Here is a 14,065-nt window from a genome sequence, read left to right as displayed (position 1 = left end):
TTTCTCCGCGGGTGTATTTCCGGATTGCTTCGCTGCGCCCGCAATGACGGAAGAGGCAGCGGAAATCCCAACGGTGTTCAGCCCGACGGCACAAGCAATTTTCGTTTGATCGAAAAATGGGCCCGCGTTCGAAAAACAACCCCATGCACAGTAGAGCAGTGGTTGATTTAAAAGGATAAATCGCAGCGCGGATTAGCCGGAGGCGTAATTCGCCGATTTGGCCTCCGCGGCAACAGGCGTGGCGGATCACGCTTGGCTAATCCGCCCCACCAGACCGCCCTACTCCGCGGCAATCTGCCTTGGCGCTGGCGGCGGGCTCGCCAAATCGGCGGCGAGCTGGGCGTAACGGGCCTTGGCGTCGGCGACGGCCTTCTCCTTCACCGGGCCGTAGCCGCGGATGCGGTCGGGCAGCGAGAGCAGTTCGACCGAGGTATCGATCGTGACCGGCGACAACAGGCCGAGCACGGTGGCGACGTCCTTCTCGTAGCCGACGATCAGATCGCGCTCGAGCTTGCGGTCGGCGCTGCGGCCGAAGAAGTCGAGCGGCGTGCCGCGGAGGAATTTGAGCTTCGCCAGCACACCGAACACCTTCAGCATCCACGGGCCGAAGGCGCGCTTCTTCGGACGACCCAGCGCATCGACGCCGCTCGCCAAGATCGGTGGGGCCAGGTTGAAGCTGAACTTGTAGTCGCCCTCGAACTGGTCGCTGAGCTGTTTTGCGAAAGCGCCGTCGGTGAAGAGGCGCGCGACTTCGTACTCGTCCTTGTAAGCGAGCAGCTTTGCATAGTTGATCGCGACTGCGCGCGGCAGCGCATCGCCGTAGCCGCCCTTCACCGCGGCATCACGGACCTGGTCAACCAACTTGCGATAGCGCTTGGCCAGGCGGCCGTTCTGGTAGGCGGTGAGATGCTTGACGCGATGCTCGATGACTTCGTCGAGCGTCATGGCATCCAGTGTCTTGGGCGCTGCGACCTCGTCCGTGCCCTTCAGCATCTCGGCGAGGCGTGCCGGATCCGCGACCGCGAGGCGGCCGAGGCGGAAGGCTTCCTTGTTCATCTTGATCGCGACGCCGTTGACCTCGATTGCCTGCTCGATCGCTTCCGCCGACAGCGGGAACAGTCCCTTCTGATAGGCATAGCCCATCATCATCATGTTGGTGGCGATGCTGTCGCCGAGCAGCCGCTCCGCGGGCTTGGTGAAGTCGAAGAACACGGAATCCTTGTGCAGCGCCGTCTCTAACAGTCCGTTCAGCTTGCGGGTCTGGAAATCGAAGTCGCGGTTGAGGACGAAGTCGGCGGTCGGGATCAGGTGGCTGTTGATGATGCCGCGGGTGCGGGTGCTATCGCAGAGCGAGATCGTGTCCTTGGCGACTGCGACCACCTCGTCGGCGGCGAGCACGACATCGGCCGTACCGGTGACGATGCGCGAGCAGGTCACCTCGGCCGGGTGATCGGAGAGGCGCACGTGGCTCAGCACCGCGCCGCCCTTCTGCGCAAGGCCGGACATGTCGAGGATCATCGAGGCCTTGCCTTCGATGTGCGCGGCCATTCCGAGCAGAGCACCGATGGTGAGCACACCGGTGCCGCCGACGCCGCCGACCGCGATGTTGTAGGGCTTGTCGAGCGCCGGCCGCGACGCCGGCTCGGGAATCGCGCGGATATCGCCGAGATCGGCCGGCGCTCGGTGCCGTGGCGCGCCGCCGTCGATGGTGACGAAGGACGGGCAAAAACCCTTCAGGCAGGAATAATCCTTGTTGCAGGACGACTGGTTGATGGCGCGCTTGCGGCCGAACTCGGTCTCCAGCGGCTCGACCGAGATGCAATTCGATTGCACCGAGCAATCGCCGCAGCCCTCGCAAACGGCCGGGTTGATCATGATCCGGCGCGCCGGATCTTCCATCAGGCCGCGCTTGCGGCGGCGGCGCTTTTCGGCGGCGCAGGTCTGCACGAAGACGATCGCCGAAGTGCCCTTGTACTCGCGGCACATCTTCATGACGTTCTGCAGTTCGTCACGGTGATATTTCTTGACGCCGGGCGCGATCGTGTCGGCCGGATAGGCATCGGGGTTCTCCGAGACGAGATAGATCTCGCTGATGCCCTCGGCGTGCAGCTGGGCCATGATCTTCTGCGGCGACAGATCGCCGTCGTGGCGCTGGCCGCCGGTCATGGCCACCGCATCGTTGTAGAGGATCTTGTAGGTGATGTTGGCCTTGGAGGCGATCGCCTGCCGGATCGCCAGAATGCCCGAATGGAAATAGGTCCCGTCGCCGAGGTTCGCGAAAATGTGGTTCTCGTTGGTGAAAGGCGCGATCCCGACCCACGGCACGCCCTCGCCGCCCATATGGGTGAACGTCTCGGTCGAGCGGTCCATCCACAGCGCCATGAAGTGACAGCCGATGCCGGCCATGGCGCGGCTGCCTTCGGGGACTATTGTCGATGTGTTGTGAGGACAGCCGGAGCAGAAATACGGCGTGCGGGAGACAGGCGCCGTGGGGATCATCTGGGACGCCTGGCGGCCGTTGAACCAGTCGGCCTTGGCGCGGAGCATCTCCGCGATCTCGGGGTTGAGATCAAGTCGAAGCAGTCGCTCGGTCAGCGAGGTCGCAAGCGAGGCAACGCTGAGCTCGGCGGCGAAGGTCAGGAAGCGCTTGTCGTGCTCGTCCATCTTGCCGACGATGCGCGGGCGCACGTCGTCCCGCCAGTTGAACAGCTCCTGCTTCACCTGGTTCTCGACGATCTCGCGGCGCTCTTCGACAATGAAGATCTCTTCCAGCCCGACAGCGAACTGGCGCACGCCTTCCGGCTCCAGCGGCCAGGGCATGCCGATCTTGTAGAGGCGAAGGCCTATCTTGGCGGCGACCTGCTCGGTAATCCCAAGCTCGCGCAGCGCCTGGCGGACGTCCTCGTAGCTCTTGCCCGAGGCCATGATGCCGAATCGGGCGTTCGGCGAATCCATGGTGATGCGGTTGACCTTGTTGGCGCGCGCAAAGGCGATCGCTGCAAAGCCCTTGTAGTCCTGCAGGCGGCGGTCCTGCTCGAAGCGATCGTCGGGCCAGCGCAGATTGAGGCCGCCGGGCGGCAGCTCGAAATCCGGGGGGATGATGAAAGGCTTCATTTCGTCGGTGAGATCGATCTCGGCGGTGGTCTCCACCGTCTCCGTGATCACCTTCATGCCGACCCAGCAGCCCGAATAGCGCGACATCGCGATGCCGAGCAGGCCCATCTCGATCATCTCGTGAATGCTCGAGGGATAGAGATACGGCATCAGCGCCGAGATGAAGGCATGGTCGGACTGGTGCGGGACGGTCGAGGATTTGGCGCCGTGGTCGTCGCCGGCGAGGCACAGCACGCCGCCGTTCTTGGCGGAGCCCGCCGCGTTGCCGTGGCGGAAGACGTCGCCGCAGCGGTCGACGCCCGGACCCTTGCCGTACCAGATGCCCACGACACCATCATACTTCGCACCGGGCGAGAGGTTGAGCTGCTGCGAGCCCCAGACCGCGGTTGCCGCCAGATCCTCGTTCACGCCGGGCTGGAATTTGATGTTGTACTGCTCGAGGTGCTTGCGAGCGGCGAAGAGCTGCTGATCATAGCCGCCGAGCGGCGAGCCGCGATAGCCGGAGATGAAGCCCGCGGTGTTCAGGCCGGCGGCGCGGTCGCGGCGAATCTGGGCCATCGGCAAACGGACCAGCGCCTGGATGCCCGTCGTGAAAATATGGCCGGTGTCCTGGGTGTATTTCTGATCGAGACTGATCGGACCCTGGTTGATGCCCATCGTTGTCCTCTTCCGCCCTTTTGAGCGTTGGCTGCTTAAGCCGTTGCCTGCCCGTTGTTTTTAGCTAGGGCGCGCCGACCATCGCCGCCACTCTATGTCGGATATTCAACGCAAAGCATCACAAATCTGGGCCTGCCGCGGCGACGGGAAAAAAACGCAATTTCGTGGCCGGAAAGGCATTGGCGATTTTCAATTTGTGTCACCATAGCCCGCCGTCGCGAAATGACGTGACGCCCGTATGATGCGAATGGGCGATGAGTCGCAGCAAGAAGGGTCGAGGATGCGGGGGATTCTGGCGGGCCTGATCTTGTGCAGTGCGATTGCGCGCGCGGCAGTTGCCGCCGAGCCGTCGCCCGAGCTGATCGCCGCCGGCAAGACGCTGGTCGAGGCCGGCGACTGCGCGGGCTGCCACACAGCCGATCCGGCAAAGCCGTTCGCCGGGGGTAAACGCATCGACACGCCGTTCGGCGCGATCTATGCGCCGAACCTGACACCTGATCGCGAGACCGGGATCGGCGCCTGGAGCGACGATAATTTCACCCGCGCCCTGCGCACCGGCACCGCGCCGGACGGCTCGCTTTACTACCCGGCCTTTCCCTACCCCTACTTCACGAAGATGACCAAGGACGACACGCTGGCAATCCGCGCCTATCTCGGCACGCTCGCACCTGTCGTCAGCCGCAACAAGCCGCCGGAGCTGCGTTGGCCCCTCAATTATCGCGTCCTGATGCGCGGCTGGAACTTGCTGTTCTTCACGCCCGGCCTGTTCGAGCCGGACCAGAGCAAGAGCGCGACGTGGAACAGGGGCGGCTATCTCGTCACCGGACCCGGACATTGCGGCGCCTGCCACACGCCGAAGAACTACTTCGGTGCGGACAAGAGCGCGCAGGCGCTGACCGGCAGCGAGCTCGACGGCTGGTACGCGCCGCGTCTCGATGGCGCCGCGCGCAGCGGGCTGCAATCGTGGAGCGCCGAGGACATCACCGAATATCTACAGAGCGGCCGCAATGCCCGGAGCCATGCCGGCGGCCCGATGGCCGAGGTGATCGTCAATTCGACCTCGAAGATGAGCGATGCCGATGTGCGTGCCATCGCGGTTTACCTGAAGGGCCTGCCGCCGGCGCGCCGCGAGACCATCGTGACGCCGCCTGACGAGAGCGAGATGAAAGCCGGCCAGGCGGTCTATGCAAAGTTCTGCATCGCCTGCCACGAAGCCGACGGCACCGGAGCGCCGCGCATCTATCCGCCGCTGCCGGGCAACGCGCTGCTGCAATCGATCAATCCATCCTCCACCTTGCGCGTCATTCTCGACGGCGCGCACACCGTGACGACGCCGCGGGCGCCGAACACCGGCGAGATGCCGGCCTATGCCAGGCAATTGTCGGATGAGGAGATCGCGGCTGTGGTGAACTACATCCGCAACTCCTGGGGCAATGCCGGCCCGCTGGTGACGCCGGAGCAGGTCGCGAAGGCGCGCAATTGAGGAACGAATGGGAAAAGTGAACGGCGAACGGCGGATCCATTCGCAATTCGCCATTCGCGCGCGACAGCGCTCACCGCTCCTCATCTCCCGTGAACACGAATTTCGGCATCTCCCATTTGTAGCGCACCGCAAGCAGACGGAAGCCGAGGCCGAGCACGAAGGTCAGGATGGTCCAGAGCTCGGCGTTGAGCTCGAGGCCGAATGCAGTCGCGTAGAATAGTCCCGTCACGACTGAAACGCTGGCATAGAGCTCGGAGCGAAACAGCAGCGGGACATCGTTGCAGAGCACGTCGCGCAACACACCGCCGGCGCAGCCGGTCACCATGCCTGAAACGATGACGATCGGCAGCGAGGCATCCATCTGCCAGGCGACGTTGCAGCCGATCATGGTGAAGACGACGAGGCCGATGGCATCCAGCACGATGAAGGCGACGTGCAGCCGATGCACCAGTCGCGCCATCAGGATCGTCACGAGCGCCGAACCGCCCGGTAGCGCCAGGTAGACCGGATTTGCAACCCAGACCAGCGGGTAGTGACCGAGAAACAAGTCGCGCAGCGTGCCCCCGCCAAGCGCTGTGACACAGGCGAGAAGGCAGACACCCACATAATCCATGCTGCGTCTGCCGGCCGCCAATGCTGCCGTCATGCCCTCGGCCGAAATGGCGATATACGCGAGAAGATGCAGCACGCTGTCGGTTGGCGGCAAGCTCCACATCGGTCAGTTCCCTCGTTGCGGCCATGGAACCCGGTCCATCGGCTCTTGAGGAACAGGTTCCCGATTCCTCATGAGAGGGCAACATCCGACGAAAGCATAAGAGGGGCGGAACAGAATCTCGCAGCCGAGGGTTGTCACGGCGTAACAACGAGGAGACCCAATCGATGGCAGACGACCGTTTTCCCAACGATCCGTACCGCCCGAACCTCGCCGACGATGAGTATCTTCGCGCGGCGCGCCGGGATGCCGACCTTCAGGTCGATCCTGAGCTCGGCGAAGGCCCCGCCTCCAGCGGCAAGGTTGCGCTGTTCGCGGTGGCGATCGCCCTGGTGCTGGGTGCCGTGTTCTATGGCTTGAACAACTCCAGCACAGGCAACCAGGCGAGCAATACGCCTGCGACGCAGACCGCGCAGCAGACGGCTCCGGCCAACCCGGCCGCGCCTCCCGGCATGCGGGACGTGACCCCGCGTAACAACACCGCACCGGGCGTGACCACGGGCGCCGCCTCCAGCAAGCCGGCCGCACCGGCCCCGGATACGCCTGCGGCAAAGGCGGCACCGGATACGCAGACCCCGTCCGACGGCGCGAAGTAACAATTTGCAACACGAAGCGACAGCGGCGGGATCGAAAGGTCCCGCCGCTTCCGTATGGATCTATCCGAACATCTTGTTGAGCTCGCCGCCGGAATAGCCGGTGCCGAGCTCGGTGAAGGTGCCCTTCTCCGCCATCTCCTTCGCCGCGCGCATGAAGCCGCCCCAGGCGGCGCGGGCGAGCGAGCCGCCGACACTGATGCGGCGCACGCCGAGATCCTCGGCTTCCTTCAACGACAGGCCAGCCGCGCCGATCAGCAGGTTGAACGGCTTGGGTGCGACGGCCTTCACCACGGCGGCGATGTCCTCGCGCGTCTTCAGGCCCGGCGCATAGAGACAGTCGGCGCCGGCATCCGCGTAAGCGGTCAGCCGGTCGATGACGAGCTTGAGATCGGTCACGCCCCAGAGATACGCCTCGCAGCGGCCGACCAGCAGCGTACCGCTGTCGCCGATCGCCTTGCGCGAGGCCTTGATGCGCTCGACCGCGAGCGCGCGCTCATAGATCGGCTTGTCCTTGTCGCCGCTGGAATCCTCGATCGACAGGCCCGCGACGCCGGTGCGCACGCCGCGCGCGACATTTTCCGCGACCTTGTCCGGCTCGACCGCGAAGCCGCCCTCGAAATCCGCGTTCACGGGAATGTCGACAGACGAGCTCAATGCTGCCAGATGCTGACACACGTCCTCGACGGTGACGCGGTTGTCGGCCTTGCCGATGGTCCAGGCAAAGCCCGCGCTCGACGACGCAATGGCCTTGAAACCGAGATGCTGCAACGCCTTGGCGCTCCCGACATCGACGGGATTGGGCAGAATGAAGCATCCGCTCTCGTGCATCTTCCTGAATGTTGCGCGCTTGTCTGCAGTTGTCACATGCATGTTTCTCTCCCGTGTTGGCTGCGCAGAGATGGGGTTGCGCGCTCGACGGCGCTAGTGCGCGTCGTGCACCGCGCGGCTGTCCTTCGGCGCCTGCTCGCGATCATTCATGCCGTAGTCCCTGACGACGCTGGCGATGCGCAGATGATAGTCGGCGAAGATCGTCGCCCTGCCTTTGGCCTGGGTGCGCCTGTGCTCCATTGTGTTGCGCCAGGCCTGCACTGCGGCCTCATCGCGCCAGAACGATAACGACAGGAACTTGCCCTTCTCAGTCAGGCTTTCGAACCGCTCAACCGAGATGAAGCCGTCGATGGCCTGCAGGATCGGCTTCAGATCGGCGGCGAGGTCGAAATAAGTCTGGCAGTGCTCGGGCTTGGGCCAGACTTCGAAGATCACGGCGATCATGGCAGTCTCCTTGATGTTGGTAACCTACATTACCACCTTGCGCAGGAAGGTGCGCTCCTCCGCGAGGATGAATTTGTTGTCCTCGGCAAAATGGAAGTTCGCCATCGCCTCGGCATCGTGCCGCAGCCGCGCGCGATAAGCTTCGTAGGCGGCGAGGCTTTCAAAGGTGACCAGCGCGAACGCGATGTTGTTGGTACCCTCATGCGGCATGAAATAGCCGATCAGGTCGCCGCCGCATTTCGGGATGATCGCGAGCCAGCGCTTCGAATAATCCTCGAACTGCGCACGCTTGAAGGGATCAAGCTGATAGCGGATGAAAACTGTGACGGACATGGGCTCTCCTGTTTCCTCCGTCATTGCGAGCGCAGCGAAGCAATCCGGGAATCCCTCCGCGGGGAGAGTTTGGATTGCATCGGCACCAGTGCAAATTGCTTCGCAATTCGTCACGGGTTCCTCGCAAATGGCGAGATGGCGAGAAACTACGCGCTTGCCCGGCTACAATGCTTCGGCTACGATCGAAGCATGAAATCAGGACCCGACATTGCCATGGTCGCCGCGCTGGTCGGCGATCCCGCCCGCGCCAACATGCTCACGGCGCTGATGAACGGACGCGCGCTCACCGCGAGCGAGCTCGCGCAGGAGGCCGGCATCACCCCACAGACGGCGAGCTCGCATCTCTCGAAGCTGGAGGCCGGCGGGCTGGTCGAGCCGGAGAAGCAGGGCCGCCACCGCTACTACCGCCTCACCGACGACGATGTCGCCGGCGTGCTCGAAGGGCTTGCAGGGCTTGCTGCGCGCACCGGCCATATGCGCGTGCGCACCGGGCCGAAGGATCCGGCGCTGCGGCGCGCGCGGATCTGCTACGACCACCTCGCCGGCGATCTCGGCGTGCAGATGCTCGACAGCCTGCGTGCACGAAACCTGGTGAAGCAGAAGAAGCAGGAGATCGAGCTGACGGCGGAAGGCGAGCGCTTCCTCGCCAAGAATTTGCAGATTTCATCGGAGATGCTCAGCCATCCGCGCCGCCCGGTCTGCAAAGCCTGTCTCGACTGGAGCGAGCGGCGCCACCATCTCGCCGGAACCCTGGGTGCCGCGATGATGCAGCGGTTTGCCGAGCTGAAATGGGCCGCGCGCGACGCCACGCCCGGCAGCCGCGTGGTGAATTTCACCCGCACCGGCGAGAAGCAGTTTGCGGTGCTGTTCGGCAACGGCAAGGACTGATCACGGCCTGGCGTGGCAGCACACGACCGCGTGTGAACGGAGACCCCCATGTTCCCCATCCTGCCGGCCGCGCTCATCGCCGCCCTGCTCGCTTTTCCCCTCACCGCCCGCGCCGCCGACACGCCGCAACGCGAACCCTATGGCATCTCGCTCGAGGGCTTTGCCTATCCCTACCCCGTGCATCTGCTGCCTGTCGTCAACGACGGCGAGCAGCTCAGCATGGCCTACATGGACATCGCGCCGGAGCAGCCGAACGGGCGCACCGTGGTGCTGCTGCACGGTCGCAATTTTCCGTCGAGTTATTGGGCCGATGTCATCAAGATGCTGAACGAGGCCGGCTACCGCGTCGTGGTGCCCGACCAGATCGGCTTCGGCAAATCGTCCAAGCCTGTAGGCGAACTGCATTTCGATAATCTGGCGCGCAACTCCATCGCGCTGCTCGATCACCTCAAAATCGACAAGGCCGACATCATCGCGCATTCACTCGGCGGCATGCTGGGGGTGCGCATCGCCCGCGCCTATCCCGACCGCGTCTCCCATCTCGTGCTGACCGCGCCGATCGGGCTCGAAGATTACCGCCTCTACGTGCCGCCAACGCCGACCGAGAAGATCATCGAGAGCGAGGACAAGCTCACCGCCGATGGCTATCGCAAGCAGCTGCAGACCAACTACGCGATCAAGCTGCCATCAGAGGCGATCACGCCGTTCATCGATGCCCGCTTCAACATCAAGGGCAGCCCCGATTACCCGCGCTGGCTGCGCGCCTTCGTCTCTTCCGGGCAGATGATCTATCGCGAGCCGGTTGCGCACGAGATTGCTGAGATCACCGAGCCGACGCTGTTCATCATGGGCGCCGACGACCACAACGCGCCGGGCCGGCCGAATGCGCCGGAAGCCTTGCGCGCAAAGATGGGGCAGAATGCCGAGCTCGCAACGGCGTTTGCTGCGAAGATGCCGAATGCGCGCGCCGAGATTATTCCGGATACCGGTCACCTCGTCTTCCTGGAAGCGCCCGGGAAGTACAAGGAATTGGTGCTGGGCTTTCTCGGTCGCTAGCGACGCCGAATTGTCGCTTCAGGCAGCACGCGAGGAATGTTCATGCCGCATTCACGTCATGATTGGCAGGCTTGGATCGCAACGTGACGGCACGTGTCCAAATCAATGTGTCAAATCGCGTCCTTGTGCGCCGCAAGCGCAAAACCCTGCCCGAGAACTTGCTCCCGAGGACCAGAAGGAAGATCGGATGAAATATCTCTTTGCCGCCGTGATGCTCGCCAGTGCGGTCGTCGGCTTCAGCGAGGCGGCCGGCGCCGCCGGTGGTTGCGGCCCGGGCTGGTACCGCGGCCCCTATGGCGGCTGCCGTCCCATGCGCGGTCCCGTCGTCGTCGCCCCCGCGCCTGTCGTGGTCGCCCCGCCTGTTGTCGTGGTGCGTCCGCGCGTTTGCCCCTACGGCTTCCGCTGGTACGCCGGCCGCTGCCGTCCGTTCTGATCTTTCGCGCGGTCAATATCGGTGAATGGCCCAAACCAAAAGGGGATCGCAATCGCGATCCCCTTTTTCAGTCCAGGCGCTGCCCTTACCAGTGGCGCCAATGGCGACGGTGCCAGCGACGGCGCCAACCCCAGTGCCGGTGATGCCAACCCCAGTGCCGGTGACGCCAGCCCCAGTGACGGTGATGCCAGCCCCAGTGACGGTGATGCCAGTGGCCGTGCCCCCAGCGCACCTGCTCGGGCTTGAGCTCTGCTACTTCCTCACTGGTGGTGACGGCGGGATGAGCGTCCGGATTGGCTGATGGCATGCTGCCGTTCCCCAGCGCCCGCGGCGCCAGCGGCGCGGCCTGTGCGGCGGCGGTGAACGCGGCAGTTGCCGCCGCGACACCGAATGCAAGTTTCAAAAAGTTCCGGCGCTCCATGACTCAATCCTCCGATTCATCGATCAAGTGATGCAGAGGAATTGTCGCGGCGGCGACATGAACTGCGGCTGAATCAACCGTTCAGATTCGACGGGTCTGCGCTTGGCGAAAAAACATCGCAGGCCTGTCGGAACGTGCCGGCTCCATCCGTCCTAGGCTCGAGACAGCATGGAGACACTGCATGGTCGACCTCACCTTGATCACCTACGACTGGGTTCCCCCGCCACCGCGCGGCTATGTGCGCGATCTCAGGGTCCGCTGGGCGCTCGAAGAGGCTGGACTGCCCTATCGCGTTGCCAGCACGCCATTCAACGACCGCGGCGCAGAACATCTTGTGCACCAGCCGTTCGGCCAGGTGCCATGGCTGACCGACGGCGACCTTTCGATCTTCGAGAGCGGCGCGATCCTGCTGCATCTCGGCGGGCTCAGCCCGAAACTGATGCCATCAGATCGGCGCGGCCGCAGCGAAGCCACTGAATGGCTGTTCGCCGCGCTCAACTCGGTCGAGATGGCAAGCCTGCCGTGGACGATGTCGAAGTTCATGCGCCACCCAACCGATACGGCGGCATGGAAATTCGTCGACGACTTCCTGAAGCTCCGCCTCAAGCATCTCGAGCCGGTGCTGGCCGGCCGCGAATGGCTGGCCGGATCGTTCTCCGCCGCCGACATCCTGATGTCGGACGTCCTGCGCGTCGTCGATCAATTCGACGGGCTGGCCGACAGCCCCGCCTGCCGCGCCTACGTCGCGCGCGCGATAGGCCGTCCGGCGTTCGCAAAGGCCCACGCCGATCAGATGGCGCACTTCGCCGCAGCGGATAAGGCGCGCGGGATGTGACCTGCCGCACATCGTTAACCCGATGTTAGCCATAGGCTCACGGCCGCTGGAACGAAGCAATTTGCTTCAAATTGTCGAGGTGGAAGGTGACCCATGACCCGCATCGACTATCTCAGAGAGCAGGTAGCCCGCGCCGAGCGCCTGGCGAAGGCGATCCTCGATCCGCAAACCGCGGAACGGCTGCGAGCCTTCGCCGCCGAATGTCGCGCGGAGCTGGAGCTCTTGACCGTCAGGACTGCTGCATAAGGCGGCGCGTCACACCAGCTTCATCGGCGTATCGGCCACCACGCGCAAATCGATCCCGCCGATGAGTGCCGCGCGGCGCGCCTCGGCAGCACCGATCGCATCCTCCGACTGCCGCAGCGTGCTGACGTTCGAGCCGAGCGAGACGATGCCGCCGAGCACCAGCGCGATCGAGCCGAGCGTGGCGGTCTGACCCAATCCAGACAACCCGAGGATGGTGACCAGGAGTAATACCGCGCCGCCCCCGATCGCGATCTTGGACGCCAGGATGTACTTCCGGCAACGCTCGGCGATCCCGGCGAGCCGCTCGATCCGATCCTCGATGTCGGAGATTTCGTCGATCAGATCGTCGTCGGTCATGGGATTGCGGTTACCAGATCCCGATTGCAAAGCGGATTCTACAACGGCAGATTGTCGTGCTTCTTCGCCGGCGCTTCGACCTTCTTGTCCTTCAGCATCGCCAGTGCCCTCGCGATCCGCTTCCGGGTCGAATGCGGCATGATGACGTCGTCGATGTAGCCGCGCTCGGCGGCAATGAACGGCGACAGGAAGCGGTCCTCGTATTCCTTGGTGCGGGCGGCGATCTTGTCGGCATCGCCGATGTCGGAGCGGAAGATGATCTCGACCGCACCCTTGGCGCCCATGACCGCGATCTGGGCGGTCGGCCAGGCGTAATTCATGTCGGCGCCGATTTCCTTGGAGGCCATGACGTCGAAGGCGCCGCCATAGGCCTTGCGGGTGATGACCGTCACCAGCGGCACGGTGCATTGCGAGTACGCGAACAAGAGCTTTGCGCCGTGCTTGATCAGGCCGCCATACTCCTGCGCGGTGCCCGGCAGGAAGCCCGGAACGTCGACGAAGGTCACGATCGGGATGTTGAAGGCATCACAAAAACGAACGAAGCGCGCGGCCTTGCGCGAGGCGTCACTGTCGAGCACGCCTGCCAGCACCATCGGCTGGTTGGCGACGAAGCCGACGGTGCGGCCGGCGATACGGCCGAAGCCGGTGACGATGTTCTTGGCGAAGCTCTCCGCGATCTCGAAGAAGTCGCCCTCGTCCACGACCTTCAGGATCAGCTCCTTCATGTCGTAGGGCTTGTTCGGATTGTCGGGGATCAGCGTATCGAGCGACATGTCGATACGGGCGGTGTCGTCGAAGCTCGGCCATTCCGGCACGCCGTCGGTGTTGTTAGCCGGCAGGAAGTCGATCAGGCGCCGCATCTGCAGCAGCGTCTCGACGTCGTTCTCGAAGGCGCCATCCGCGATCGAAGAGCGCGTGGCGTGCACCGAGGCGCCGCCGAGCTCTTCCGCGGTGACGACCTCGTTGGTGACGGTCTTCACCACGTCGGGGCCGGTGACGAACATGTAGCTGGTGTTCTTCACCATGAAGATGAAGTCCGTCATCGCAGGCGAATAGACGTCGCCGCCGGCGCATGGGCCCATGATGACCGAGATCTGCGGGATCACGCCCGAGGCAAGCACGTTGCGGCGGAACACGTAGGAATAGCCGGCGAGCGCTGCGACGCCTTCCTGGATGCGGGCGCCGCCCGCATCATAGAGGCCGATGATGGGCGCCCTCGCCTTCATCGCCATGTCCTGGAGTTTTGTGATTTTCAGCGCATGCGTTTCCGACAACGAGCCGCCGAACACCGTAAAATCCTTGGCGAAGACGAAGGTCTTTCGGCCGTTGACGGTGCCCCACCCCGTGACGACGCCGTCGCCGGGGATCTTGTTCTTCTCCATGCCGAACTCGGTGGAGCGGTGCTCGACGAACATGTCGAACTCCTCGAACGATCCCTTGTCGAGCAAGAGCTCGATGCGCTCGCGGGCGGTCAGCTTGCCGCGGGCGTGCTGCGCCTCGATGCGCTTCTCCCCGCCGCCGAGCTTTGCGCCGGCGCGACGGTCTTCGAGGGCGTCCAGGATATGTTTCATTTGCTCCCGCCAGTTCTTAAGCCTTAAGTGAAGCGGGTTCTAACACGGCATTTTGCGCGCCGGAAAGCGGCTTTCGGCGCCGCAGGGCTGC

The 14,065-nt window shown here is 64.1% G+C and carries 15 protein-coding genes; 7 read left to right on the top strand and 8 right to left on the bottom strand.

Annotated features, from left to right (window positions below; genetic code table 11):
* Positions 1-279: 279 nt before the first annotated feature.
* Positions 280-3,771 (bottom strand): indolepyruvate ferredoxin oxidoreductase family protein, encoded by a 3,492-nt coding sequence (locus tag ACVWZ4_RS26730; RefSeq protein WP_456741516.1) that lies wholly within the window; start codon positions 3,769-3,771, stop codon positions 280-282.
* 280 nt (positions 3,772-4,051) lie between these two features.
* On the opposite strand from ACVWZ4_RS26730, the gene ACVWZ4_RS26725 reads away from it, so the two are divergent.
* Positions 4,052-5,254, top strand: a complete 1,203-nt coding sequence (locus ACVWZ4_RS26725; protein WP_456704052.1) for a c-type cytochrome — start codon at positions 4,052-4,054, stop codon at positions 5,252-5,254.
* A 70-nt stretch (positions 5,255-5,324) separates the two neighbouring features.
* Here ACVWZ4_RS26725 and ACVWZ4_RS26720 read toward each other — a convergent pair whose 3' ends face one another.
* Positions 5,325-5,969 (bottom strand): trimeric intracellular cation channel family protein, encoded by a 645-nt coding sequence (locus tag ACVWZ4_RS26720; RefSeq protein WP_456704053.1) that lies wholly within the window; start codon positions 5,967-5,969, stop codon positions 5,325-5,327.
* A gap of 164 nt (positions 5,970-6,133) precedes the next feature.
* Here ACVWZ4_RS26720 and ACVWZ4_RS26715 point away from each other — a divergent pair, with 164 nt between their 5' ends.
* Positions 6,134-6,562 carry a hypothetical protein gene (locus tag ACVWZ4_RS26715; RefSeq protein ID WP_456704054.1) on the top strand — a complete coding sequence of 143 codons (429 nt, stop codon included), beginning with the start codon at positions 6,134-6,136 and terminating at the stop codon, positions 6,560-6,562.
* Positions 6,563-6,622: 60 nt separating this feature from the next.
* Here ACVWZ4_RS26715 and ACVWZ4_RS26710 read toward each other — a convergent pair whose 3' ends face one another.
* The 3 genes from ACVWZ4_RS26710 to ACVWZ4_RS26700 are packed head-to-tail and all read right to left on the bottom strand — an operon-like array spanning position 6,623 to position 8,167.
* Positions 6,623-7,432 carry an isocitrate lyase/PEP mutase family protein gene (locus tag ACVWZ4_RS26710; protein WP_456741515.1) on the bottom strand — a complete coding sequence of 270 codons (810 nt, stop codon included), beginning with the start codon at positions 7,430-7,432 and terminating at the stop codon, positions 6,623-6,625.
* A 51-nt stretch (positions 7,433-7,483) separates the two neighbouring features.
* Positions 7,484-7,834, bottom strand: coding sequence for an antibiotic biosynthesis monooxygenase family protein (locus tag ACVWZ4_RS26705; RefSeq protein WP_456735428.1), 351 nt, complete (start codon positions 7,832-7,834; stop codon positions 7,484-7,486).
* Positions 7,835-7,858: 24 nt separating this feature from the next.
* Positions 7,859-8,167, bottom strand: a complete 309-nt coding sequence (locus ACVWZ4_RS26700; protein WP_456735429.1) for an NIPSNAP family protein — start codon at positions 8,165-8,167, stop codon at positions 7,859-7,861.
* Between the two features lie 189 nt (positions 8,168-8,356).
* Between ACVWZ4_RS26700 and ACVWZ4_RS26695 the strand changes: the two genes are divergently transcribed.
* The 3 genes from ACVWZ4_RS26695 (at position 8,357) to ACVWZ4_RS26685 (ending at position 10,544) form a co-directional block, all read left to right on the top strand.
* Entirely contained in the window at positions 8,357-9,055 is a 699-nt protein-coding gene (locus ACVWZ4_RS26695) for an ArsR family transcriptional regulator (protein ID WP_177243638.1), read from the top strand.
* A 48-nt stretch (positions 9,056-9,103) separates the two neighbouring features.
* On the top strand, positions 9,104-10,111 hold the full coding sequence (locus ACVWZ4_RS26690; RefSeq protein WP_456735430.1) for an alpha/beta fold hydrolase: 1,008 nt from the start codon (positions 9,104-9,106) through the stop codon (positions 10,109-10,111).
* 187 nt (positions 10,112-10,298) lie between these two features.
* A complete protein-coding gene (locus tag ACVWZ4_RS26685; protein WP_456735431.1) occupies positions 10,299-10,544 on the top strand; it encodes a GCG_CRPN prefix-to-repeats domain-containing protein in 246 nt (81 codons plus the stop codon).
* Between the two features lie 85 nt (positions 10,545-10,629).
* Here ACVWZ4_RS26685 and ACVWZ4_RS26680 read toward each other — a convergent pair whose 3' ends face one another.
* On the bottom strand, positions 10,630-10,965 hold the full coding sequence (locus tag ACVWZ4_RS26680) for a twin-arginine translocation signal domain-containing protein (RefSeq protein ID WP_456735432.1): 336 nt from the start codon (positions 10,963-10,965) through the stop codon (positions 10,630-10,632).
* Positions 10,966-11,146: 181 nt separating this feature from the next.
* On the opposite strand from ACVWZ4_RS26680, the gene ACVWZ4_RS26675 reads away from it, so the two are divergent.
* Positions 11,147-11,800 carry a glutathione S-transferase family protein gene (locus ACVWZ4_RS26675; protein WP_456704061.1) on the top strand — a complete coding sequence of 218 codons (654 nt, stop codon included), beginning with the start codon at positions 11,147-11,149 and terminating at the stop codon, positions 11,798-11,800.
* A 93-nt stretch (positions 11,801-11,893) separates the two neighbouring features.
* Positions 11,894-12,046 carry a hypothetical protein gene (locus ACVWZ4_RS26670; RefSeq protein ID WP_456704062.1) on the top strand — a complete coding sequence of 51 codons (153 nt, stop codon included), beginning with the start codon at positions 11,894-11,896 and terminating at the stop codon, positions 12,044-12,046.
* 9 nt (positions 12,047-12,055) lie between these two features.
* Here ACVWZ4_RS26670 and ACVWZ4_RS26665 read toward each other — a convergent pair whose 3' ends face one another.
* Both ACVWZ4_RS26665 and ACVWZ4_RS26660 read right to left on the bottom strand, forming a co-directional pair.
* Entirely contained in the window at positions 12,056-12,403 is a 348-nt protein-coding gene (locus ACVWZ4_RS26665; protein ID WP_456735433.1) for a hypothetical protein, read from the bottom strand.
* Between the two features lie 38 nt (positions 12,404-12,441).
* Positions 12,442-13,974 (bottom strand): acyl-CoA carboxylase subunit beta, encoded by a 1,533-nt coding sequence (locus ACVWZ4_RS26660; RefSeq protein ID WP_456704064.1) that lies wholly within the window; start codon positions 13,972-13,974, stop codon positions 12,442-12,444.
* Positions 13,975-14,065 lie beyond the last annotated feature (91 nt).

This window comes from Bradyrhizobium sp. USDA 4472 (assembly GCF_054058595.1).
This window is presented reverse-complemented; position numbering and strand designations above follow the sequence as displayed.

What these genes read in the sequence shown, in the direction of transcription:
- ACVWZ4_RS26660 (WP_456704064.1), bottom strand. Translation starts at nt 13,974, where the DNA reads ATGAAACATATCCTGGACGCCCTCGAAGACCGTCGCGCCGGCGCAAAG.
- ACVWZ4_RS26680 (WP_456735432.1), bottom strand. Translation starts at nt 10,965, where the DNA reads ATGGAGCGCCGGAACTTTTTGAAACTTGCATTCGGTGTCGCGGCGGCA.
- ACVWZ4_RS26700 (WP_456735429.1), bottom strand. Translation starts at nt 8,167, where the DNA reads ATGTCCGTCACAGTTTTCATCCGCTATCAGCTTGATCCCTTCAAGCGT.
- ACVWZ4_RS26665 (WP_456735433.1), bottom strand. Translation starts at nt 12,403, where the DNA reads ATGACCGACGACGATCTGATCGACGAAATCTCCGACATCGAGGATCGG.
- ACVWZ4_RS26685 (WP_456735431.1), top strand. Translation starts at nt 10,299, where the DNA reads ATGAAATATCTCTTTGCCGCCGTGATGCTCGCCAGTGCGGTCGTCGGC.
- ACVWZ4_RS26715 (WP_456704054.1), top strand. Translation starts at nt 6,134, where the DNA reads ATGGCAGACGACCGTTTTCCCAACGATCCGTACCGCCCGAACCTCGCC.
- ACVWZ4_RS26690 (WP_456735430.1), top strand. Translation starts at nt 9,104, where the DNA reads ATGTTCCCCATCCTGCCGGCCGCGCTCATCGCCGCCCTGCTCGCTTTT.
- ACVWZ4_RS26730 (WP_456741516.1), bottom strand. Translation starts at nt 3,771, where the DNA reads ATGGGCATCAACCAGGGTCCGATCAGTCTCGATCAGAAATACACCCAG.
- ACVWZ4_RS26705 (WP_456735428.1), bottom strand. Translation starts at nt 7,834, where the DNA reads ATGATCGCCGTGATCTTCGAAGTCTGGCCCAAGCCCGAGCACTGCCAG.
- ACVWZ4_RS26670 (WP_456704062.1), top strand. Translation starts at nt 11,894, where the DNA reads ATGACCCGCATCGACTATCTCAGAGAGCAGGTAGCCCGCGCCGAGCGC.
- ACVWZ4_RS26710 (WP_456741515.1), bottom strand. Translation starts at nt 7,432, where the DNA reads ATGCATGTGACAACTGCAGACAAGCGCGCAACATTCAGGAAGATGCAC.
- ACVWZ4_RS26695 (WP_177243638.1), top strand. Translation starts at nt 8,357, where the DNA reads ATGAAATCAGGACCCGACATTGCCATGGTCGCCGCGCTGGTCGGCGAT.
- ACVWZ4_RS26725 (WP_456704052.1), top strand. Translation starts at nt 4,052, where the DNA reads ATGCGGGGGATTCTGGCGGGCCTGATCTTGTGCAGTGCGATTGCGCGC.
- ACVWZ4_RS26720 (WP_456704053.1), bottom strand. Translation starts at nt 5,969, where the DNA reads ATGTGGAGCTTGCCGCCAACCGACAGCGTGCTGCATCTTCTCGCGTAT.
- ACVWZ4_RS26675 (WP_456704061.1), top strand. Translation starts at nt 11,147, where the DNA reads ATGGTCGACCTCACCTTGATCACCTACGACTGGGTTCCCCCGCCACCG.